Annotated in this window: 16 protein-coding genes; 11 read left to right on the top strand and 5 right to left on the bottom strand. The window is 74.6% G+C overall.

The window, feature by feature from the left end; genetic code table 11:
* Positions 1-138 precede the first annotated feature (138 nt).
* The 3 genes from ACZ4W5_RS20690 to ACZ4W5_RS20680 all read right to left on the bottom strand — a co-directional run bounded on the left by ACZ4W5_RS20690 (position 139) and on the right by ACZ4W5_RS20680 (position 3,269).
* Positions 139-900: a 2OG-Fe(II) oxygenase family protein gene (locus ACZ4W5_RS20690; RefSeq protein WP_465656036.1), complete on the bottom strand. Its 762-nt coding sequence runs from the start codon at positions 898-900 to the stop codon at positions 139-141.
* Entirely contained in the window at positions 893-2,095 is a 1,203-nt protein-coding gene (locus ACZ4W5_RS20685) for a hypothetical protein (protein ID WP_465656034.1), read from the bottom strand. The genes ACZ4W5_RS20690 and ACZ4W5_RS20685 overlap by 8 nt, the downstream gene beginning before the upstream one ends.
* A 256-nt stretch (positions 2,096-2,351) precedes the next feature.
* On the bottom strand, positions 2,352-3,269 hold the full coding sequence (locus ACZ4W5_RS20680; RefSeq protein WP_465656032.1) for a hypothetical protein: 918 nt from the start codon (positions 3,267-3,269) through the stop codon (positions 2,352-2,354).
* A gap of 250 nt (positions 3,270-3,519) precedes the next feature.
* On the opposite strand from ACZ4W5_RS20680, the gene ACZ4W5_RS20675 reads away from it, so the two are divergent.
* From ACZ4W5_RS20675 to ACZ4W5_RS20660, 4 genes are all read left to right on the top strand, one after another.
* Positions 3,520-5,766, top strand: a complete 2,247-nt coding sequence (locus tag ACZ4W5_RS20675; protein ID WP_465656031.1) for a heavy metal translocating P-type ATPase — start codon at positions 3,520-3,522, stop codon at positions 5,764-5,766.
* A gap of 367 nt (positions 5,767-6,133) precedes the next feature.
* Positions 6,134-7,186: an iron ABC transporter substrate-binding protein gene (locus ACZ4W5_RS20670; RefSeq protein ID WP_465656029.1), complete on the top strand. Its 1,053-nt coding sequence runs from the start codon at positions 6,134-6,136 to the stop codon at positions 7,184-7,186.
* Entirely contained in the window at positions 7,183-8,721 is a 1,539-nt protein-coding gene (locus ACZ4W5_RS20665) for an ABC transporter permease (RefSeq protein ID WP_360243275.1), read from the top strand. Before ACZ4W5_RS20670 ends, ACZ4W5_RS20665 begins: the two co-directional genes overlap by 4 nt.
* Positions 8,718-9,752 (top strand): ABC transporter ATP-binding protein, encoded by a 1,035-nt coding sequence (locus ACZ4W5_RS20660; RefSeq protein WP_465656027.1) that lies wholly within the window; start codon positions 8,718-8,720, stop codon positions 9,750-9,752. The genes ACZ4W5_RS20665 and ACZ4W5_RS20660 overlap by 4 nt, the downstream gene beginning before the upstream one ends.
* Before the next feature lie 170 nt (positions 9,753-9,922).
* Here ACZ4W5_RS20660 and ACZ4W5_RS20655 read toward each other — a convergent pair whose 3' ends face one another.
* Positions 9,923-10,501 carry a TetR/AcrR family transcriptional regulator gene (locus tag ACZ4W5_RS20655; RefSeq protein WP_465656025.1) on the bottom strand — a complete coding sequence of 193 codons (579 nt, stop codon included), beginning with the start codon at positions 10,499-10,501 and terminating at the stop codon, positions 9,923-9,925.
* A gap of 91 nt (positions 10,502-10,592) precedes the next feature.
* Here ACZ4W5_RS20655 and ACZ4W5_RS20650 point away from each other — a divergent pair, with 91 nt between their 5' ends.
* Complete coding sequence (locus tag ACZ4W5_RS20650) at positions 10,593-11,039, top strand: anthrone oxygenase family protein (RefSeq protein ID WP_465656024.1); 447 nt, start codon at positions 10,593-10,595, stop codon at positions 11,037-11,039.
* A 53-nt stretch (positions 11,040-11,092) separates the two neighbouring features.
* Here the strand turns inward: ACZ4W5_RS20650 and ACZ4W5_RS20645 are convergent, their stop codons facing one another.
* Positions 11,093-12,865, bottom strand: coding sequence for a protein kinase domain-containing protein (locus tag ACZ4W5_RS20645; RefSeq protein ID WP_465656022.1), 1,773 nt, complete (start codon positions 12,863-12,865; stop codon positions 11,093-11,095).
* A gap of 229 nt (positions 12,866-13,094) precedes the next feature.
* Here ACZ4W5_RS20645 and ACZ4W5_RS20640 point away from each other — a divergent pair, with 229 nt between their 5' ends.
* The 6 genes from ACZ4W5_RS20640 to ACZ4W5_RS20615 all read left to right on the top strand — a co-directional run bounded on the left by ACZ4W5_RS20640 (position 13,095) and on the right by ACZ4W5_RS20615 (position 22,074).
* Positions 13,095-17,252 carry a tetratricopeptide repeat protein gene (locus ACZ4W5_RS20640; RefSeq protein ID WP_465656020.1) on the top strand — a complete coding sequence of 1,386 codons (4,158 nt, stop codon included), beginning with the start codon at positions 13,095-13,097 and terminating at the stop codon, positions 17,250-17,252.
* Between the two features lie 165 nt (positions 17,253-17,417).
* Positions 17,418-17,843 carry a hypothetical protein gene (locus ACZ4W5_RS20635; RefSeq protein WP_465656019.1) on the top strand — a complete coding sequence of 142 codons (426 nt, stop codon included), beginning with the start codon at positions 17,418-17,420 and terminating at the stop codon, positions 17,841-17,843.
* Positions 17,840-18,661 (top strand): nucleotide exchange factor GrpE, encoded by an 822-nt coding sequence (locus ACZ4W5_RS20630; protein ID WP_465656017.1) that lies wholly within the window; start codon positions 17,840-17,842, stop codon positions 18,659-18,661. Before ACZ4W5_RS20635 ends, ACZ4W5_RS20630 begins: the two co-directional genes overlap by 4 nt.
* Positions 18,662-18,692: 31 nt before the next feature.
* Entirely contained in the window at positions 18,693-21,308 is a 2,616-nt protein-coding gene (locus ACZ4W5_RS20625) for an Hsp70 family protein (protein ID WP_465656016.1), read from the top strand.
* Positions 21,305-21,742, top strand: a complete 438-nt coding sequence (locus tag ACZ4W5_RS20620) for a hypothetical protein (RefSeq protein WP_465656014.1) — start codon at positions 21,305-21,307, stop codon at positions 21,740-21,742. The genes ACZ4W5_RS20625 and ACZ4W5_RS20620 overlap by 4 nt, the downstream gene beginning before the upstream one ends.
* Before the next feature lie 92 nt (positions 21,743-21,834).
* Positions 21,835-22,074 carry a chaplin gene (locus ACZ4W5_RS20615; RefSeq protein WP_360243245.1) on the top strand — a complete coding sequence of 80 codons (240 nt, stop codon included), beginning with the start codon at positions 21,835-21,837 and terminating at the stop codon, positions 22,072-22,074.
* Positions 22,075-22,182: the final 108 nt, after the last annotated feature.

Raw genomic sequence — 22,182 nt, 5'->3', positions numbered from 1 at the left:
CAGCCAGCGCGCCCGCGCCGAGCCGACCGCCCGCCCCCCCCCACCCCCCCCCCCCCCCCCCCCCCCCCCCCCCCCCCCCCCCCCCCCCCCCCCCCCCCCCCCCCCCCCCCCCCCCCCCCCCCCCCGCGCCGGTCAGGGTCAGACGGGCGGCAGCAGGTCGCTCTCGCTGACGGTGTAGGTCAGCGGGGGGTAGCTGAAGTCCGTCTCCTGGTTCTCGCGGCGTCGCAGCCGGTAGAACTCGCGTCGCTGCTCCTCGTCGGCCGGGGTGAGGCGGGCGCCCTCCGGGAGGTACGGGTGCCCGTCGCGGAACCGCACGAGGGTCCTCGAGGTGCGGAAGGTCAGGCCCAGCCAGACGTTGTCCGCTGCGGGGACGGGCTTCTCCAGGACGATCCTGTGCCTGAGCCGCCGGTTCGACTCGACGGAGAAGACGACGAAGGTGTCGTGGGCGAGGGGGACTTCGTACCTCTCGCCGTCCGGCTCCTTCGACTCGACGACCAGCTTCCTCGGCGGGCCCGCTTCGGGGTCGCGGTAGCAGGAGAAGACGGCGATGTACGAGCCCTCGGCCAGGTCGAGGGCCTGGTCGGAATGGGCGCCCATGGTCGTGTAGGCGTTGGTGTAGCTCTCGAACAGGGCGTTGTCGAAGGCGAGCGGAAGCCCGGCGCGCTCCTGGATCCGCTGCGCCAGACGTTCGTGGACGGGGCGGAAGCGCTGCGCCGGGGCGGCGTACCGGGTGGTGGTGCGGACGAGGGGCACACCGCCCGTCCGGTCGGGCCGGGTGAGCGTGGTGCCCCGGCGGCCCTTCCCGAGGTCCTCCAGGTCGGCCGATGCGGACAGTTCCGCGAAGAGGCCCGGCTCGGCGGGCAGGGCGTAGGAGCGGATCTCGTCCGAGATGCTAGGCACGCGGGGCACGGTAGTCTCCCGCGTTCATGCTGAACAGGAACTGGTCGCCGTAGTCGACGAAGGCCGAGGACCTGTTCTCCTCGGCGTACCGCCTGCGCAGCTCCTCCATGCCGGCCTCGGTGGGCGGCTCCAGCTCCACCAGGCCGCCGGCCGAGGTGAGGAAGGTCCGGCCGTCGCGGTGCACGGCCTCGGTCTTCGAGCAGCGCACCACGTAGCCCAGGCGGGTCGGCAGCAGCTCGGCGTCCAGGGCCGAGGGGCGGATCTCGTGGGTGTAGAGGCGGTTGGTGGACAGCGGCATGAAGAACACCGACCCGGGGTGGAGGGTCAGGGCGAACTGCCGGGGGAGCGCGTGGCCGTACTGTTCCGCGGCCGAGTCCTTGAGGCGGAAGCGGAGGCTGGTCAGCGCGCTGGAGTTCTTCGTGCCGTAGTCGAAGGGGTCGTCGGGGAGGGGCTGGAGCTTGTCCAGGCCGTCGTAGAAGGTGCAGAAGGCCATGACGCCGTTGACGGGCATGTCCTTGGTCTTGTCGGCGTGGGAGGAGATCTTGGCCTTGGACTGCTTGCGCTCGGGCGTGGCCAGGGTGTTGTGGTAGGTCTGCGCGAGGACGTGGTTCAGCGGTGCGTGGCCGCGGAAGACGGTGGCGGCCTCGCGGTTCAGGGCGTCGACGATGTCGGTGTCGGTCGGGCCGAAGTTCTCCGTCGGGCCGGACAGGTTGGTGGAGCAGCGCAGCAGGCGGAAGTGCAGCTCGTCGCCGTCGCGGGTGACGGGGGTGAGGTAGATGCCGCTGCGGTGGGCCGAACCGGGCTTGGTGGACTCCGTCAGCGACTGGAAGGTGTGCTCGGCGCGGATCCGGTGGAAGTGGTCGGCCTCGGGCTCGAAGAACCGGGGGTAGTACACGCCGGCGCCGTGGACGCGGATCGGGACCCGGCCGAGGCCGACCAGGGGCCAGGGGGCGTCGGAGTGGTTCTGCGCGAGCTCCCGGACGACGAAGACGCGGGCGGCCGAGTCGAGTTGGCTGGTGTCGAGCGTGGCTGTGTCGCCACAGAGATAGACCGTCTTCTGCGCGAGGTCGGTGGAGGCGAGGTCTTCGGGCGCGATCACGGCCCCGAAGAAGTCGATGCGCTGCGCCGTCGAGGGCGCAACCAGCACGTTGCCCGCATCGTCGATGCGGGCTTCGGTGGGATCTGTGGTCTGCATCGAGTGCTACCTACCGTTCGCCGGCCGTTCAGGCATGTTCAGGTGGTGGGGAGTTCGTCGGTCGTGACTGCGGTGACGAAGCCGTCCACGCGTCGTCGGGGAAGACGAGCGCCGGTCCGGCGGGGTTCCCTGGACGACGAAGACGACGAGGACGACGAGGACGACGAAGGTGCCGGGCGATCCCCCGCGGATCGCCCGGCACCCCCGGCCTGCCTCATCCCGCCCCGAGGGCGTCGGCGCCCCCAGGACCTCCTCCTCAGTGCTTCTGGTCGCCCGTGGTGACGGTGAAGGCGGCGGTGTGGACGGTGCCCTGGTGCTGGAAGTCCAGGAAGAGCCGGTAGCTGCCGCCGCTCGGGGCGGTGGTGGTGAAGCCGATGCCGGGGCCGGGGGTGGTGGTGTCCGGGTGGACGTGGAGGTAGGCGAGGTCGCCGGCGCGCAGGGCGACCAGGTGGCCGTAGGCGCCGAGGTAGGGCTGGAGGTCGGTGACCGGGGTGCCGTCCTTGCTGATGGTCAGGGTGAGGTGGCTGCTGCGGTCGGGGGTGAGGTCGCCGCTGAGGGTGACGGTGTAGCCGTCGACCGTGACGGTGCGGCCGGTGTCGGGCAGCGGGGCGGGGTGCAGGTCGCCGGCGGCGTGGAGGTCGGCGCCGAGGGTGAGGCCCTCGTCGGCTCCGGCCGGGGTGAAGTCGGCGAAGACCCGGTACTCGCCGGCGGCGGGGACGGCGGCGGTGGCGCTCCAGGTGCCGTCGGCGCCGAGGGTGGGGTGCAGGTGCTGGAAGGTGGAGAGGTCGCGCGGGGCGACGATCAGGTGGAGTTCCTTCTCGTGCTCCTGCTGGTAGGCGGTGACGGGCCTGCCGTCCGTGCCGAGGATGCGGAAGCGCAGGTCGGTGGGGGAGCCGGCGGTGACGAAGGGGTTGTCGACGCTGAGGGTGTAGCCGCGCTCGGAGACCTGGAGCCCGCCGGAGAGGTGTTCGGCGGCGGCTGCCCCGCTCCCTGAGTCGTGTCCGCTGTCGTGTCCGCCGTCGTGTCCAGTGCCGGGTCCGCTGTGGGCGGCGTGTCCGGTGGCGGGCCTGGGCTCGGCGGGGCCGGTGCCGGTCGCGTGGCCGACGCCGAGGGCGAGGCCGAAGACGGCGGCGAGGCCGGCGGTGAAGGCGGTGATGCGCAGGGCGGTGTTCACGGCGGTCTCCTGGGACGTTCCGGGTTCCGGCGGGCAGTGCCATGAGTGAATACCCCATGGGGGTATCACGTCAAGCGGTCTCCGCCTCAGGAAAATACCGGCCTGGGGGTATCGGCCGGGGCTTGCCCTCAGTACCCCCCAGGGGTATAAAGGAACCCGGCACCGCCCGATACCCCCAGAGGGTATGACGGCCCGGCCGCACCCGTACCTCGCACGTACCTCGAAGCAGCGACAGTCACCAGGAGCAACGATGACCACCCAGGCACCCGCCTCCACGGAGGTGGAACTCTCGATCGGCGGAATGACGTGCGCCTCGTGCGCCGCCCGGATCGAGAAGAAGCTCAACCGGATGGACGGCGTCTCGGCCAGCGTCAACTACGCCACCGAGAAGGCGAAGGTCTCCTTCGAGGGCGAGGTCGAGGTGGCCGACCTGATCGCCACCGTCGAGGCCACCGGCTACACCGCCGCGCTGCCCACGCCCCCGGCCGCCGCCGGCGGCGAGGGCGCCGAGCCGGGCGAGCCCGCCGACGGACTGGCGCCGCTGCGCCAGCGGTTGTTCACCGCCGTCGCCCTGGCCGTCCCGGTGATCGCGATGGCGATGGTGCCGGCCCTGCAGTTCGACAACTGGCAGTGGCTCTCGCTCACCCTCACCGCCCCGGTCGTCACCTACGCCGCCTGGCCGTTCCACCGCGCCGCCTGGACCAACGCCCGGCACGGCGCCGCGACCATGGACACCCTGGTCTCGCTCGGTACGGGCGCCGCGTTCCTGTGGTCGCTGTGGGCGCTGTTCTTCGGCGACGCGGGGATGCCGGGCATGCGGCACGGCTTCGAGTTCACCATCGCCCGCAGCGACGGCGCCTCGAACATCTACCTGGAGGCGGCGGCCGGCGTCACCGCCTTCATCCTGGCCGGGCGCTACTTCGAGGCCCGCTCCAAGCGCACCGCCGGAGCCGCCCTCAAGGCGCTGCTGGAACTGGGCGCCAAGGACGTGACGGTGCTGCGCGGCGGAGCCGAGGTGCGGATCCCGATCGCCGAACTCGCGGTGGGGGACCGGTTCGTGGTGCGGCCCGGCGAGAAGATCGCCACCGACGGCACCGTGGTCGAGGGCAGTTCCGCCGTGGACGCCTCGATGCTCACCGGCGAGTCCGTCCCGGTCGAGGTCGGGGTCGGGGGAGCCGTCACCGGTGCGACCGTCAACGCGGGCGGCCGGCTGGTGGTCGAGGCCACCAGGGTCGGCGCGGACACCCAGCTCGCCCGGATGGCCAAGCTGGTCGAGGAGGCCCAGAACGGCAAGGCCGCCGCCCAACGCCTGGCCGACCGGATCTCCGCGGTCTTCGTGCCGATCGTGATCACCCTGGCGGTGGCCACCCTCGGCTACTGGCTGGGCACCGGCGAGGGCTGGACCGCCGCCTTCACCGCCGCCGTGGCGGTGCTGATCATCGCCTGCCCGTGCGCCCTGGGCCTGGCCACCCCGACCGCCCTGCTGGTCGGCACCGGCCGCGGCGCCCAACTGGGCGTACTGATCAAGGGCCCGGAGGTGCTGGAGTCCACCCGCAAGGTCGACACCATCGTCCTGGACAAGACCGGCACCGTCACCACCGGCCGGATGACCCTGCTCGCCGTGCACACCGCCGAGGGCGTCACCGAGGCCGAGGTGCTCCGCCTGGCCGGCGCCCTGGAGCACGCCTCCGAGCACCCGATCGCCCGGGCGATCGCCACCGCCGCCGCCAAGGCCGGTGAACTGCCCGCCGTCGAGGGCTTCGAGAACGTGCCCGGCCTGGGCGTCCAGGGCGTGGTGGACGGCCACGCGGTGCTGGCCGGCCGGGAGGCGCTGCTCAACGAGTGGTCGCAGTACCTGCCGGGGGCCCTCGCCGAGGCCAAGCGCACCGCCGAGTCGGCCGGCCGCACCGCGATCGCGGTCGGCTGGGACGGCGAGGCCCGGGCCGTCCTGGAGGTGGCGGACGCGGTCAAGCCGACCAGTGCCGAGGCCATCACCAAGCTGCGGGCCCTGGGCCTGACCCCGGTGCTGCTGACCGGTGACAACAGGCTGGTCGCCGAGGCGGTCGCCGCCGAGGTCGGCATCGCACCGGAGCACGTGATCGCCGAGGTCATGCCGCAGGACAAGGTCGACACCGTCAAGCGGCTGCAGGCCGAGGGCAGGGTCGTGGCGATGGTCGGGGACGGCGTCAACGACGCGGCCGCGCTCGCCCAGGCCGACCTCGGCCTGGCGATGGGCACCGGGACGGACGCCGCGATCGAGGCGGGCGACCTCACCCTGGTCCGCGGCGACCTGCTGGCCGCCGCCGACGCCATCCGGCTCAGCCGCCGGACCCTCGGCACCATCAAGAGCAACCTGTTCTGGGCCTTCGGCTACAACGTCGCCGCCCTGCCGCTGGCGGCCGCGGGCCTGCTCAACCCGATGATCGCGGGGGCGGCCATGGCCTTCTCCTCGGTCTTCGTGGTCGGCAACAGCCTCCGGCTGCGCCGCTTCCGCTGAGCTCCCGCCGCAGGCCACGAGATGGCCCCGAGGCCCCGGAACCGCTGACCGGTTCCGGGGCCCTCGCCCGTTCGGACGCCGCTCCGGCCACCGTACGGGCGCTACCCACCGTGATGGCGGGCCCGGGCCGCCGAGGATCCGGTTCGTCCGTACTTGCCGGTGATGACCAGTGCTTGGCGGTCGTTTTGCCCGTACTTGGGAGTCCGCTCACCGAAGTCCTACCCCGCCGCGACCGGGCCGAGATGTGACGCTCCGACACTTGTTAGGCAAGCCTTTCCTGCCTTAGGTTCTCGTGCCGTCAGGCCGCCGACCCTCGCTTTCCGAGGGCTCCGGCGGCTGTTCCCTGCCCTTCCGGAGGACCCTCACCATGCCCGGTACCGTGCGGCCGCTGGCCGGCCTGTCCCTCGTCGCCGTCTGCGCCCTCGCCCTCACCGCCTGCGGCAGCTCCGGCGGGACGGGGGGCACGGACGGCGCCACCGCCGCGGCGGGCCAGACCATCACCGTCTACAGCGGTCAGCACGAGCAGACCGTCAAGGCGCTGACCGAGGACTTCACCAAGCGCACCGGCATCAAGGTCGAGCTGCGCTCCGGCGACGAGGCCGAGCTGGCCAACCAGATCCTCCAGGAGGGCGACGCCTCCCCGGCCGACGTCTTCTACGCCGAGAACCCGCCCGCGCTCACCGCCCTCGGCGACAAGGGCCTGCTCGCCAAGGTCGCCCCCGACACCCTCAAGTCCGTCCCGGCCAACGACAGTTCGGGCAAGGGCGACTGGGTCGGCGTCTCCGCCCGCAGCGCCGCCTTCCTCGCCGCCACCGGCAAGGGCGCCGACACCGCGCCGCCCGCCTCCGTGCTCGACCTGGCCAAGCCCGAGTGGAAGGGGCGCCTGGGCATCGCCCCCGGCGAGACCGACTTCGCCCCGGTCGTCACCCAGGTCCTCAAGGCCAAGGGCGAGGACGCCGCCAAGCAGTGGCTCAAGGGCCTCAAGGACAACGCCAAGGTCTACGACAGCAACGAGACCCTCTCCGCCGCGATCAACAGCGGCGAGGTCGAGGGCGGCGTCATCGACCACTACTACTTCTACCGGATGCGCGACGAGAAGGGCGCGGCCGAGACCCACGCGACCCTGCACTACTTCCCCAAGGGCGACCCGGGCTCGCTGATCGACGTCTCCGGCGCCGCCGTGCTCAGCCACGGCAAGCACCAGGCCGCCGCCCAGGCCTTCCTCGGCTACCTCGCCTCCGCCCCGGCCCAGACCGTCATCGCGAACTCCGCGAGCTACGAGTACCCGCTGGTCGACGGCGTGAAGGGCAAGCCCGAACTGCCCGCCCTGGACGGCATCGGCACCGTCGCCGACCCGGCCCAGCTCGGCGACGGCAAGCAGGCCCTGACCCTGCTGCAGGACGCCGGACTGCTCCAGTGACGACCCCCCTGCCCCGGCGGCGGTGGCGGGCCGGCGGCCTGCTCGCCCCCGTCGCCGTCGCCGTGGTCGCGGTGGTCGCCGCGCCGCTCGGCTTCGTCACCGCCCAGGCCGCGCAGGCCGGTTGGGACCAGACCCGGCGGCTGCTCGGCCGCCCGCTGATCGCCACCCTGCTCGGGCACACCCTCGGCCTGACCGCCGCCGTCACCCTCGCCACCGCCGTCCTCGGCTTCGGCGCCGCCTACCTGGTCGAGCGCACCACCCTGCCCGGCCGCCGGGCCTGGACCGTCGCGCTCGCCCTGCCGCTCGCCGTACCGGAGTTCGTCCGCGGCTACTCCTGGGTCTCGCTGTTCCGCTCCGTCCACGGCTACTGGGGCGCCGTCCTGGTGATGACCTGCTCGCTCTACCCACTGGTGTTCCTGCCGGTCGCGGCAGCCCTGCGGCACGGCGACGCCGCCGCCGAGGAGGTCTCCCGCTCGCTCGGCCGCGGCCGGCTCGCCACCCTGTGGCGGGTCACCCTGCCGCTCACCCGGCCCGCCCTGGCCGGCGGCGTCCTGCTGGTCTCGCTCTACCTGCTCGGCGAGTACGGCGCCTTCGCGATGCTGCGCTACACCACCTTCGCCACCGCCGTGTTCACCCAGTACAAGCTCGGCTTCGACGCGGCCTCCGCCTCGCTGCTCACCCTGGTGCTGGTCGGGCTCGCCCTGCTGCTGGTCGCCCTGGAGGCCTGGGCCGGCCGCCGAGCGCGCACCACCCGGCACGGCGCCCTGGCCCGCCCCGCCGTGCCGGTGCGGCTCGGCGGCTGGACCGCCCCCGCGCTCGGCGCGCTGGCCGCGCTGGTCGGCGTCTCGCTCGGGGTGCCGCTGTACGCGCTGGCGTACTGGCTGGTCAAGGGCAGCTCCACCACCCTGCCCTCCGCCTCCGTGCTCGGCGCCACCCTGGCCACCCTCGGGTACGCGCTCGGCGCCGCCGTCGTCGCCACGGCCGCCGCCCTCCCCGTCGCCCTGTACGGCTGGCGGCGCGGCACCCGGCCCGCCCGCGCCGTCGAGCGGATCGCCTACCTCACCCGGGCGCTGCCCGGCATCGCCGTCGCCCTCGCGGTGGTCTTCTTCGCCGTCCGCTGGGCCCGGCCCCTGTACCAGCAGCCGCCGATGCTGGTCCTGGGGTACGTCCTGCTGTTCTTCCCGCTGGCCCTCACCGCCGTCCGCGCCGCCCTCGCCCAGGTGCCGCCCGGTGTCGAGGAGGCCGCCCGCTCGCTCGGCACCCGGCCGCTCGCCGTCCTCTGCCGGGTCACCCTGCCGCTGGTGCTGCCCGGCCTCGGCGCCGCCGTCGCCATGGTCGGCCTCACCGCCTCCACCGAACTCACCGCCACCCTGCTGCTGCGCCCCACCGGCACCCAGACCCTGGCCACCCAGTTCTGGGTCTACACCAGCGGCCTCGCCTACGGGGCGGCGGCGCCGTACGCGGCCCTGATGGTGGCGCTGTCCGTCCCCTCCGTCCTGCTGCTCACCCGCCGTAGCCCAGGGAGCCCCCGATGACCGGACTCTCCGTCGTCGACCTGCACGCCGCCCACGGACGCAGCCCCGTCCTGCACGGCATCGACCTGACCGTGCCGGACGGCGCGCTCGCCTGCGTCCTCGGGCCCTCCGGCTGCGGCAAGTCCACCCTGCTGCGGGTGCTGGCCGGCTTCCACCCGGCCGCCGCCGGGCAGGTCGTGCTGCACGGCCGCGTCCTCGACGACGGCCGCGGCAGGCTGCCCGCCGAACAGCGGGGCATTGGCCTCGTCCCGCAGGACGGCGCGCTCTTCCCGCACCTCAGCGTCGCCGCCAACATCGGCTTCGGACTGCCCCGTTCGCAGCGCCGCGCCCGGGTCGCGGAACTGCTCGACCTGGTCGGCCTGCCCGGCCTGGGGGAGCGCCGCCCGCACCAGCTCTCCGGCGGCCAGCAGCAACGCGTCGCCCTGGCACGGGCGTTGGCGCCCCGCCCGCGACTGCTGCTGCTCGACGAACCGTTCGCCGCCCTGGACGCGGCCCTGCGGGCCGACCTGCGCCGCGAAGTCGCCGCCGCCCTGCGGCAGTCCGGCACCACGGCGGTGCTGGTCACCCACGACCAGGACGAGGCGCTCTCCTTCGCCGACACCGTCGCCGTCCTGCGCGACGGCCGGATCGCCCAGGCGGGCAGCCCCGAGGAGCTGTACCACCGCCCGGCCGACGCCGCCGTCGCGGGCGTGCTGGGCGAGGCGAACCTGATTCCGGCCGAGGCCAGGGGAGTCGAGGCGCTGACCGCCCTGGGCGCCCTTCCGCTGGCCGGCCCCGCGGTTGGTTCGGGCGGTGCGCTCGCCCTGCTCCGGCCGGGCCAACTGCGGCTCACCGCCGGGCCGGTGGCGGGCGCCGTCCCGGCGAAGGTGCTCGGCAGCGACTTCCGGGGCCATGACCACCGGGTCGAACTCCGGCCCGGGGCACCGGGGTTGCCCGAGGTGCTGATCGTCTCGGCCGACCGCCCGTGGCCGGTGGGCGGTGAGGCCTATCTGGCCGCCGCGGGGCCGGTGCACCTGCTGTCGGGGGAGTGAGCCCGGTTCGTACGGCGGGTGCTCGCGGTTCGTACGGGGTCGTTTGCCGGTGCGGGTCCATGCGCCGTCGGCGGCCGGGGCGGCTTCGACGAGCGCGGCCCAGGGGCGTGGTGGTGCCCCTGGCTCGCGGTCGACGGTGCGTCGACCGCAGGCCGGGCGGAGGCGGGGCGTCAGAGGACGGCGAGCCGGTCCACCAGCAGTTCCACCCTGCGTTCGGTGTCCTCCGGGGGGAGGCGTCGGGCCCGGGTCAGGGTGGCCACTCCGTGCAGGGCGGCCCAGAACACCTCGGTGAACAGTCCCGGGTGGACGCCGTCGCCGGCCACCTCGCCGAGGCTTTCCAGCAGGGCGGCGAAGGCGTCCTTCAGCGGTTCGGGGGTCTCCTCCTGTGCGAAGGCCAGGCCGCCGTCGAGCTGGAAGAGGGCGTCGTAGACCGCCGGGTTGCGGGCGGCGAAGTCGAGGTAGCTGCGGGCGAGGGCGGCGACCCGGGTGCGGGGGTCGTCCGTGGCGCGGGCCGCGGCCCGCATGGCCGCGGCCATCTCGGTGGCGCCTTCGAGGGCGACGGCGCCGATGATCTCCCGTTTGCCGCGGAAGTGGCTGTAGAGGACGGGCTGGCTGTATTCGATGCGCTCGGCGAGGCGGCGGGTGGTGACCGCGTCCCAGCCCTGCTGCTCGGCGAGTTCGCGGGCCGTCGCCACGATGAGGCGTTCGCGCTCCGCCCGTTCGCGCTGCTTGCGTTCCTGTACGGACATGATTCGATCCTAGCAGCGCTAGACAAGCGAGCGACAGTAGGTCTAGCGTTGCATCATCGGCTAGCAGCGCTAGATCCCAGGAGGGGTCATCATGCTCAACGCACTCCAGGTCCTCACCACCGTGGTCGTCGGCGTGATGGTGGGGGTGGAGTTCTCCGTCGCCTTCTTCATGAACCGGATCTTCAGCGCGCTCCCCGAGGACAGCGGCCAACTCGCCCGCTCCCACGGGGGCCGGATGCTCGGCGCGGTGATGCCGGTCTGGTACATCTCCTCGCTCGTCCTCGCCGCGATCTGGGCCGTCGCCGGATGGCACCACCACGGCGCGGGCCTCGTCGTCACCGCCGGCGGGCTGCTGATCGTCAGCGTGCTCATGTCGGTCCTGCTGCTCGTCCCGATCAACAACCGGAGCAAGACGTGGACCCCCGAGAACCGGCCCGCGGACTGGAAGGAGCAGAGCGCGCGCTGGGACCGCTACCACTACGCCCGCGTCGCCGTCATCATCGCCGCCTTCGCCCTGCTGGTCGCCGCCCTCGGCTGAGCCCGGTGTGCTGTCGCACCGGCCTCCGGGCGGGCGGGAGTTGAAGACGGGCCCTACGGCCCCTCCGGCAGCTCCACCGCCTGCCAGCGGTAGGCCGCGTCCTCCTGCCAGACCTGCAACTCGCCCTCCACCACGGCTGCCAGGCACAGCCGCCAGTCGTCCCCCATGGCGAGGGCGACCCGGGTGGCGGGGCGCAGCGTCGGCCGCCACCAGCGCGGACGCCGGGAGGCCCCGCCGGCCGGCAGGCGCAGCCGTACGCCGCCCGCGCCCGCCAGGGCGACGGTGGGGCCGCCGCGGTGGCCGACCATGGCGATGCCGAGCGAGGGCTCCCCGTCGCCGATCTCGGTGCCGGCCGTCGCCGCGCCCAGGGTGTGCAACTGGGCGGAGCCGTCCGTCCGCAGGGTGGCGGCCTGCGGTCCGGCGGAGGCGCGGGCCAGCGCCCCGGCGCGCAGGGTGCCGGGCGGGCCGAGCGGGACGGGCGGTTCGCCGGAGCCCGGCCGCCAGCTGAGCACGCGGTCGCGGTGCTCGACCAGGACCAGCCAGGCGCCGGGCCGTTCCTCCTCGGCGGCGAGCACCCGGTCGGCGGGGCAGCCGGGGTGTTCCTGGCCGGTGAGGGTGAGGCCGGGGGCCCAGCGGTAGGAGCGCAGGGCGCCGGCGGCGGCGGTCCAGACGGTCAGCTCCCCGGCCGCGCCGGCCGCCCCGGCCAGGCCGCTGACCCCGCGGGCGGCCTCCCACCAGCCGGCCGCGGTGCCGACCCACAGGGTGCCGGAGCGGTCCTCGGCGCAGACCACCAGCTCGCCCTGGCGCCCGGCCCAGCCCGCCGCCAACTCCCGTACCGCACCGGGCCCCTGGCCGGCGGGCAGCCGCTGGCCGGTGCGTCCGGGGCCGGCCAGCGCGGTGCCGTCGGCGCCGGCCGTGACCACCAGCGGCCGGCCGGCCCGGTCCGGCAGTACGGCCAGGCCCGCGGTGCGTGCCACCGGGCGGTGGGCGCGCAGCAGTTCGCGGCCGCGGGCGGCCCAGGGGCCGAGCGGGGCGGGGCGCCGGTCGGGCTCGCGGGCGAGCGGTTCGCAGGCCCAGCGGGCCAGTTCCTCGCCGTAGCCGGCCGCCAGCAGTTCGGCGCGGGCCTGTTCGGCGGCGAGCCGGTGGTCGAGCCGGCCGTGGTCGGGCAGCAGCAGGGTGCGGGCGAGGGTGCCGACCGCGAAGAGGTCCTTGGCGGTGGTGGGGAAGCCGCCGACCTGCTCGGCCTCCGGCGGTACGTGCCCGGGGGTGAACACCGCGACGGTCAGGGTGTGGTCGAGCGGGGCGAGGAAGGTCAGGTCGATCAGCTTGACCAGGCCCTGACCGTCCACCAGCACGTTGGCGGGGGAGATGTCGCGGTGCACCCAGCGCTTGCGGTGCAGCTCGTCGACGATCCGGCACAGCCGGGCCAGCACCTCGGCCACCGCGGCCGGACCGCCGCGCTGGCTGCGGGCCCAGGTGTGCAGCGGCACGCCGTCGACCCAGGGCGAGATCTGGTAGCCGAGCAGCCCGCCGGAGGGCACCGCGCCGGGCCGGTGCGGGGAGGGGCCGAGCAGGAAGCTGGGCACCACCAGGTCGGTGATGCCGAGCCGGTGGGCGTTGTGCGAGACGTCGTCCCAGCGGCCGAGCCAGCGCCGCACCTCGGACGGGTCGCGCTCCAGCATGATCTTCGCGGCGACGAGTTCCTTGATCCCGTTGTGCCCGGTGCGCACCGCCCGCCACACCTCGGCCTCGCCGCCCCGGTGGTGGAACTCCAGCAGTTCGTACTGTTCGGGGTCGAACTCGGGCCCGAAGCGGAGCCCGGGCACCCAACGAGACTCTGACACGCAACCCCCGACGCTTCCTCACCGCTGCGGACGCGCGACTGCCGTACGGCCTGCGCGCTGCTCAGGATAGTGCTCATTTCTGTTCGTCTGCCCGGAGGAGGGCCTATTCTGATGGGCGCCCGAGCAACATCACAAAACAACGTCAACTCATGATCGTACGGGGAATGTTGATCATGAAGTAGGACGACCTCAAGGCACAGGGGGACGGTGCATGCTGCAACTTGCGGTGCTGCTGATCGTGGTGGCACTGGCCGGGGCGGCCGCCGTCGTGCTCGCCCGCAGGCGAACCACCCTGGACCCGGCCGGAGTTGCCAAGGCCCTGGCCACGGCCGCCGGACAACTCGCCGCCGGGAAGGCCCCGCAGGCCCGCCGCCGCTACGCCCGGCTCGCCCGCCGACTCGCCACCGGACCCGCCGAACTGCGCACCCAGCGCGGCCTCGCCCTGCTCGGCCAGGCCGAGGCCACCATCCCCACCGGCGACCAGCAGGCCACCCTCGCCCTGTTCCGCGAGGCCTTCCCGCTGCTCACCGACCCGGCCCGGCAACTGCCCCGGTGGAGCCTGCGCCGGCTCGCCGAGGAGCGGACGCAGGCCCCGGACGGCAACCTCGGCCCGGTCCTCGCCTACCTCCGGGCCGCCGCCACCGGCACCGAACCCGGCGAGGACACCGACACCGCCGCCCGCACCGTGCAGTGGCTCCAGCGCCTCTGCCGCGAGGGCACCCCCGAGCAGCGCGACCACGCCACCGACCAGGCTCTCGCCGCCCTGCCCGGCCAGGACTGGCCGGTCCTCGCCCGGGCCGCCCTGCTGAACGCCACCGGCCGCACCGAGCAGGCCGAACCGCTGCTCGCCGCCACGGCCCCCGGCGGCAGCGCGGAACTCTGGTTCCGCTGGGGCGCCCAGCTGTTCACCGCGCACCGGGACGAACCCGCCGTCGCCGCCTTCGACGAGGCCCTGCGCCGAGACCCCGGCGACCCCGGCCCCTGGGGCCGCGGCCCGCTCCTGCGCACCGACAGCCTGCTCTTCCGCGGCCTCGCCCGACAGCGGCTCGGCGACACCGACGCCGCCTGGGCCGACCTCGCGGCCGCCGCCACCGAGACCCCCGGCGACCCGCGCCCGCGCTACGCCCTCGGCCGGCTCGCCCTGCTGCTCGGCGCCGACGACCAGGCCCGGGAGCAGTTCACCGCCGCACTCACCGTCCAACCCACCTTCGCCCCGGCCAGGTTCGGCCTCGCCCTGGTCCACGAACGGGCCCAGCGGCACGCCGAGGCCGCCGCCGACTACCGCACCGGCCTCGGCCTCGCCCCCGACTGGCGCCCCGCCAGGATCCGGCTCGGCGCCGCCCTGACCGCCGCCGACCGGGCCGCCGAGGCCGAGCCGCTGCTGCGCGCCGAGGCCGACACCGAACCCGACTCCCGCTGGAGCCGGATCGCCGCCTACCACCACGGCCTCGCCCTCGCCCGCACCGGCGACCCGGCCGCCGCCCTCGCCCGCTGGGAAGCCCTGGACGACCCCGAACTGCACGTCCGCCAGGCCCTGGCCCGCGACCGGCTCGCCCGCACCCGGCTGGCCACCGACCCGGCCGCCGCCCGCGAACTGTGGCAGCGGGCCGCCGCCGAACACCCCGGCGCCCCCGGCTACCGGTCCGCGCTGCGCGAGGCCGCCCTGCGCGAGGCCGCCCACCTGCTGGTCACCGGCCGCGACAGCGCCGCGACCCGGGAGGCCGCCACCGCCGCGCTCGCCCTGGCCGACACCCTGCCCGGGGCGCTCACCCACCGGCAGTCCCGGCTGCGTGCCGCGCTCGCCCTCGCCGAGGGCGCCACCGAGCGGGTCACCGCGCTGCTCGACCCGACGGCCGGGCTCCGCGACCGCTACCACCTGGCCGCCGCCGCCCTGCTGGCGGGCCGTCCGGTGCAGACCATCGCCCTGCTCGGCCCGCTCGACCCCGACCCGGCCGGCGACCCGGCGCTCGCCCGGCTGCGCGCCCTGCTCGCCGAACGGGCGGGCAACTGGGCCGCCGCGCTGGACTGGTACCGGCACTTCCTCACCGCCCCCGCGGGCGGTTCCGGCTCTGGTCCCGGCGCCGACCCGGTCGGCGACTGCGCGGCCTGCACCCGCCCCGCCACCGGCGCCTGCGGCGGCTGCGGCCGGGAGGCCTGCGCCGAGCACCTGCACGCCCCGGCCGGATCCGGCTCGCCCCGCTGCACCCACTGCACCGGCCCCGCCCTGCGCGCCGTCCTGGACTGCGCCCGCCGGGCCGGCACCCCCGAACAGGCCGAACCCGTCCTGGCCGCCTGGGCCGAGGCGCTCGGCGACGCCGCCGACGCCGCGCCCGTACGGCTCGACCTCGCCCTGCTGCGGGCCGAACTCGGCCGCCTCGACGAAGCCCTGGCCGACCTGCCGGAGGAGGCCGGCGCCGCCCGGGCGGCCGTCCTGGTCCGCCGGGCCGGCGCCGCCCTCGCCGCCGAGCAGCCCGGCCGGGCGGCCGGCGACCTGCGCCGGGCCCTCGCCCTCGCGCCCGGCCACCCGCAGGCGGCCGCCGCGCTGGTGCTGCTCGGCGAGCACGAGGCCCACCAGCACGCCGTCGAGGGCCGCCACGGCGAGGCCTACCGGGCCTACCGCGCGCTGCTGCTCGACGACCCGGCCCACCCCCGGCTGCTGCACGCCCTCGGGCTGGCCGGCTACCGCTTCGCGGCCTCCACCCGGGCGACGGCGGAAGGGGCCCCCGCCGAGGCCTCGGCCGAGGCCGCCGACGAGCAGGTCTGGGCCTGGACGCTCGGCTGCCTGGTCGCCGCCCTGCACCGCGAGGAACTCTGGGCCGAGACCGCCCGGATCACCGGCCGCGAGGCCGACCCCCAGCGGACCGCCGCCGCCCGCACCGCGCTCACCGACCGCCTCCGCGAGGACCTGCGCGCCCTCGACCGGGCCGCCGGCCGCAGCGGTGACGAGACCACCGCGTGGACGCTGCGCCTGGGCATGGAGTCCCACGCCGCGGACGCCTTCGCCCAGGAGGACGTCCGAATATCCCTGCCCGGCCGCCCCGCCCGCCGGCTGGTCCTCGGCCCCGGCCTGGACCGGCTGCTCCGCGCCGAGCTGCCCGGCTGGGGAGAGGCCTACCAGCAGGCCGTCGGCGCCTGGCGGCGCGGCCCCGGGGCCACCTCCGGGCCCGCGCTCGGCCGCGCCCTCAGCCTGTTCGGCGCGCTCGGCCCGCAGCAGTACCTGCACTTCCAGGGCCGTCAGGCGGCCGCCGTCGCCGCGCTGGACGCGGTTCCCGACGGCGAGCGCGGCGCCGCCTGGCAGTCGCTGCTCGGCGCGGCCCTGGTCAGCCAGGCCCGGGAGCACCACCGCAACCAGGACTGGCGGGAGGCGCTCGACTGCCTCACCCGGGCCCGGACCGTCCCCGACCTGGTGCTGCCCGCCGACGTGGCCCGGGTCGCCGCCGAGTCCGGGGTCCGGGCCGCCCGCGCCCTGTTGAAGACCAGCGTGGACGACCAGGAGGGCGCGGCCGGACTGCTGGAGAAGGCCCTCGCGCTGGCCCCGGACGACCAGGAGGTGCGCGGCGACCTCGGCGCGACCTACGCCCAGTGGGCCCGCAAGATCAACAACGAGGAGAAGGACTACCTGCGCGCCCTGGAACTGCTGGCCAAGAGCGCCGAGCTCGCCCCCGGCGACCCGACCGCCCGGCACTTCCTCCGCGCCGCCCTCGGCAACCGGGCCGGTGAGCTCAGCCGGGTGGACGCCTCCGACGCGGAACTCGAGGAGGCCGTCGGCACGTGGAGGCGCCTGATCGAGCTCGACGACGACCCCGAGAACCGCCGGGGCCTCGCCTTCGTGCTGCGCCAACTGGCCCGCTCCGCCGCCTTCGCCGACGACAGCGCCCGCGCCCTCGGCCGGATGCTGGAGGCGCTGGTCTGGGACCCGGACTGGGAGGGCGACGCCGGGCGCGAGGCGGGCCGCCGGATCTCGGTGCTGCTCGCCAACCACGTCATCGACCACATGCAGAACAGCACCTTCCAGGCCCAGGCCGCGATGCTCCAGAAGGCCAGGTCCTACGACGACTCGCCCGACATCCGCGGCCTGATGGTCAGCGTCTGGCGCGGCCGGGCGATCTCGTTCTACGAGGAGCGCCTCTACGTCGAGGCGATCAACCTGTTGCGCGAGGCGCTCGAACTCGCCGCCTCACCGGAGGACACCGCCAAGCTCAAGAGCGAACTCGGCATCGTCCTCAGCTCGTTCGCCGTCGCCCGGGCCAATGCCGGCAACCACCTGGAGGCCCAGGGGGCGATGGAAATGGCCCTCCAGCACAATCCCCACGACCGCGAACTGCGCGCCCTGGCGGACCGGATCAACAAGCTCGGCCGCCGCTACTGACCGAACCGGCAACCGCCGGGCGGCCGGCGCCGTCGTAGCCCGTGCACCCGTTCGCCGCCGCCGCCGTCCCGGCCACCGTCCGCACCAGCCCCCGACCCCCGTCACCTAGCCACCGCCCCCAACCCCCCTTCCCCGTCCGGACCGTGAGGAGAGAGACCGACCGTCATGCCACTGCACGAACCGTCGCCGTACGAGGTCCTGGGCATCCCGCCCACGGCCGGGGTGCGCGAGATCAACCTCTCGGTCGGGAAGGCGCTCAAGGCGGGCCGGTACAACCGCCAGCAGATCCAGGACGCCGCGGCCCTGCTGCGCAACCCGGACCGACGCCTGGAGGTGGACCTCCAACAGCCGCTCCCGCCCGAACCGGTCGACCAGGCCGCCGAGTTGCTCGCCCCCGCGCTAGCCGAGCCGCTGCTGGTGATCGAGCGCCCCGGCCTCCCGCCCGCCGCGGACCTGCTCGCCCTGCACCTGGCCGAGGCCGCCGCCGACTTCGCCGAGCCCGCCCCCGGCGGCGCCGACCCCGAACCGCCCGTCCCCGCCCGCTACGCGGCCGACCTGTCCGTGCTGCCCCAGATCGAGGTCCCGCAATGACCGACGCACCGACCGCACCGACCGCACCGACCGCACCGACTGTGCCGACCGTATCGACCGCACCGGCCGGGCCGACCGCACCGGCCGGGCCGACCGCAGCCCTGCTCGACGGCCACCGGCCGTTGGAGGTTCCGCCGGGTGCGGAGGCCGTCGACCTGGAGGCCAAGTTCACCCAACTGCTGTTCCGCTCCTCGCTGCTGGGCAACAAGCTGACCGAGCAGAAGCAGCAGGCCCGGGCCGAGCAGCGGGAACTGCTGGGCGTTCTGGTCGAGGTGGACGACGCGCTGGCCGCCCTCGGGCTGGACCGCGAGCTGGTGGCGCTCGGGCGCGGTGCCGGGTTGGAGGCGACCCGCCGGCGGCTGCTCGGCCGGCTCGCCAAGGCCGGGGTGCGGCCGATGCGGCTGGAGGGGCTGGCGGCGGACCCGGCGCTGACCGAGATCGTCGGCACCGAGGTGCGGCCGGGGGTGGCGCCGGAGACGGTGTTGCAGACGGTGGTGACCGGGTTCTTCTGGGAGCAGGAGGTGCTGCGCCGGGCCCAAGTGGTCGTCGCCGCACCGGAGTCGGCGCCGGGGACGGGGCCGGTCGAGGATCCGCGGCTCGTGGCGCTCAAGCCCGAGGAGCTCGAGGAGCCCGAGGAGCCCGAGGAGCCCGAGATCGTCGAGCCGGCGGCCGTCGCGGCCGAGCCCGCTGCGGCGGAGCCCGTCGCAACCGACCCCGTCGAGCCCGGCGAGGCCCCGGCCAGGCCGGTTCCGCCCCGGGCCCGTCGGCACGCCAGGGCGACGGGCCGGCCGGCCAAGCGCGCCAAGCGCAAGAAGTAGCCAGGACCACGAGGGGCAAGAGGGGAACGACATGTACCGCACACTCGGCATCGACCTGGGCACCACCAACTCCGTGGTGGCCCACCTGCGCCGGGGCGCGCCGGAGATCATCTTCAACCGGCAGAACCAGGAGGCCACGCCCTCCGTGGTCGGCAGCGGCCGCAAGGGCGAGCTGCTGGTCGGTTCGACCGCGCGCAGCCGGATCGCCATCGACGGAGCCAACGTGATCCGCTCGGTCAAGCGCTTCATGGGCCGCAAGTTCAAGGACCCGCAGGTCCAGGCGGCGCTCAAGGAGGTCGACTACAAGGTCACCGCGGGCACCGACGGCGACGTCAACGTCTGGTTCAACGGCCGCTCCTACACCCCGATCGAGATCTCCGCGATCATCCTGCACCGGCTCAAGCAGGACGCCGAGCAGCGCCTCGGGGAGCCCTTCCACCGGGCGGTGATCACCGTCCCCGCGTACTTCGGCGAGCGCCAGGTGGCCGCCACCCAGGAGGCGGGCCGGATGGCCGGCCTGCACGTGCTGCGGATCATCAACGAGCCGACCGCCGCCGCGCTCGCGTACGGCCTGGCGAGCGACGCCGGGGACGAGGGCCGCACCGTCCTGGTGTACGACCTCGGCGGCGGCACCTTCGACATCTCCATCCTGCTGCTGGTGCCCGGTTCGGTCTCGGTGCTCGGCATCGAGGGCGACAACCTGCTGGGGGGCGACGACTTCGACCGGGCGATCACCACCGCGCTGCTGGAGGACATCCGCGAGGAGTACGGCTCCGACTACCAGCCGGACCTCCGGGACCGCCCGAAGATCGCCTCCACGGCCGAGACGGTCAAGATCGAGCTGTCCAACCAGCAGTCCTCCGAGGTGATCCTGCCCGGCCTGGGCGCCGGACAGCTGGTGCTGGAGACGGAGTTCGAGCGCGCCCGCTTCGAGGAGCTGATCGAGGCCCAGATCGAGCGGACCATCGAGCTGACCCACAAGGCGATCATGCAGGCCAACCTGACCGTCGGGGACATCGACGAGGTGGTGCTGGTCGGCGGTTCGACGGCGATCCCGCTGGTCGAGCGGCGCCTCGGCGAGGTGTTCGGCACCCGCCGGATCAAGCGCGGCGTCAACCCGATGCAGTGCGTGGCGCTCGGCGCGGCGGTGCAGTCCGCCCTGGTCGGTGAGGTGGAGTGCCCGGAGTGCCGGGCCCCCGGGGACCTCTCGGCCTCCAACTGCGCCAACTGCGCGACCTCCCTGCTCGGCGGTGACCGGGTCTCCTGCCCGACCTGCCACATCCCGGTCGAGGCCGGGGCGCCGGCCTGCCCCAAGTGCGCCCAGGAGATGGACGGTTCGGCCGGGTCCGGTTCGGCCGCCGGCGGTTCGGCCAGGTCCGGTTCGGCCGGCTCCGGCGCGACGATCCCGCAGCAGTCCCAGGCCACCACCGTGCTGCGCGCCGACAACTGCCCGCAGTGCGGCACCCCGGCCGCCCCCGGCGTCACCGCTTGCGAACTGTGCGGTGAGCCGCTCAACTCGGCCGCCCCGGGCCACACCAAGGTGTCCTCCACCGCCGCCGAGGACGTCGGCCTGCGCTGCGCCTCCTGCGCCACCGTCAACCCACCGGGCAGCGAGGTCTGTTCGGGCTGCGGCGAGTTGATGCAGGTCACCAACCCGTTCGACATCACCCCGAAGAACCTCGGCATCGAGCTCAACGACGGCCGGCTGGCCGTCATGATCCCCAAGAACACCAGCTACCCGACCAGTTCGCCGGTCAGCCGGGAGTTCGTGGTCTCCGGCAGCGGCCGCCAGCGCCTGGAGATCGCCGTCTACGAGGGCGAGCACGAGATCGCCCAGCAGAACGAGCTGATCGGCCACCTCACCCTCCGGCTGCCCGAGGGCCTCGGCGGCCGCACCCCGGTGGAGGTCTCCTTCGGCCTGGACCGTGACCGCACCATCACCCTGTCGGTGCGGATCCAGGGCGGCGCCGAGAAGACCGTCAAGCTGGAGCGGGTCACCCTCGACCCCGAGTTGAAGGTGCAGGTCGAGGAGCAGCAGCGGCAGATCGAGTCCTTCACCGACCGCTGGGGCGGCGAGCTCACCGAGGCCGAGATGCGCGAGGCGCAGCGGCTGATGGACGCCCTGGACGACCTGGCGGCCGGGCAGACCCGCGGCCAGTCGGTGGACGAGGCGCTGGAGCGGGCGCAGCGCCAGCTCAAGGCGCAGCGCTGGGTGCGCGGCTCGGAGGCCTACCTGAGCCTGTTCATCCACTACTGCGAGAAGCACCTGGACCCGAGCGACCTGGACCGGCTGCGCTCGGTGGCCGCCGAGCTGCGGCTGCGCCGGGAGGCGGCCGACTGGGAGGGCGCGATGCGCGCGGCCCAGAAGGCGGACGAGCTGTGCGACTCGCTCGGCCACACCTTCCGGATGCTCACCATGTGCAACGTCTACGTCAACCAGAACATGGTCTCGCCGGCCCTCGGGCAGCGGATCATGGCGGAGCTGCGCGGCCTGGACGAGGCGGTGGAGGCGCCCAACATGGAGGCGGTCAACACGCACATGTCGAACCTGCTGGCGCTGTACGCGCAGGCGCAGCGGGAGCTGGGCAGCGAGCCGGCGGCCGAGTCGCTCGGCCCGGTGCGTCCGGAGGAGGCCGGTCCGCGATGACCACTCCTGAGGTGTCCGAGGCGGCTGACGCGGCTGACGTGCCCGGCGTGCCCGGCGTATCCGGCGTACGCGACGTGCCCGGCGTAGGCGACGTACCCGACGCGCCCGGCGTGCCCGACGCGCTGGAGGTCCGCTGCCCGCTGTGCAAGGTCCCCGCGGACCGGCGGTCGCTGGCCTGCCCGTCCTGCCGGGAGGACCTGGGTGTGCTGTTCCGCCTGCGTTACGCCGGTCGGATCGACTACAACCGGGCCCTGGCGGCGCTGGGGGCGGGGGAGGAGGCGCTCGCGCTCGGGCTGTTGCACCGCGCACTGGAGGCCGAACCGGGGCTGGAACCGGCCCGGGAGCTGCTGGGATCACTGAGCGTGTCCGCGGTCGGCGGGCCGGGCGCGGAGCGGCGGGAGGGCCGGCGGGAGGGCGACACGCCCTCTGAGTGACCAATTCGGACGCTTCCGGCCTGCCGTCGAGTTCGATCGGTGCGAGTGTGATCGTCACACGGAGTTCTGCCACCCTCTCAAGGAGTGACGCAATGCGTATTCGCACCACCCTCGCCGCCACCGCGCTCGCCGCGGTGGCCGTCCTCGCCGGTGCCGGCACCGCCGCCGCCGGCGGCGCGACCGCGAACGGTGTCGCCTTCGGTTCGCCCGGTGTGCTCTCCGGCAACCAGATCCAGATCCCGATCAACCTCGAGGCCAACATCTGCGGCAACTCGATCGGCATCATCAGCGTCCTCAACCCGGCGTTCGGCAACACCTGCATCAACGCCTGACCCGCGCGGCGGGGGGGGTCTTCGGAAACAACGAGGGGACCCAGCGACCCGCCTGTCCCCCCCCTCGGGGGGGGGGGGGAGGGGGGGGGGGCAACAAAAAGAGCCCCC

Source organism: Kitasatospora sp. NPDC029367 (genome assembly GCF_055569135.1).
Note: the sequence above shows the minus strand (reverse complement) of the source record. Positions and strands in the feature narration are given on the sequence as shown.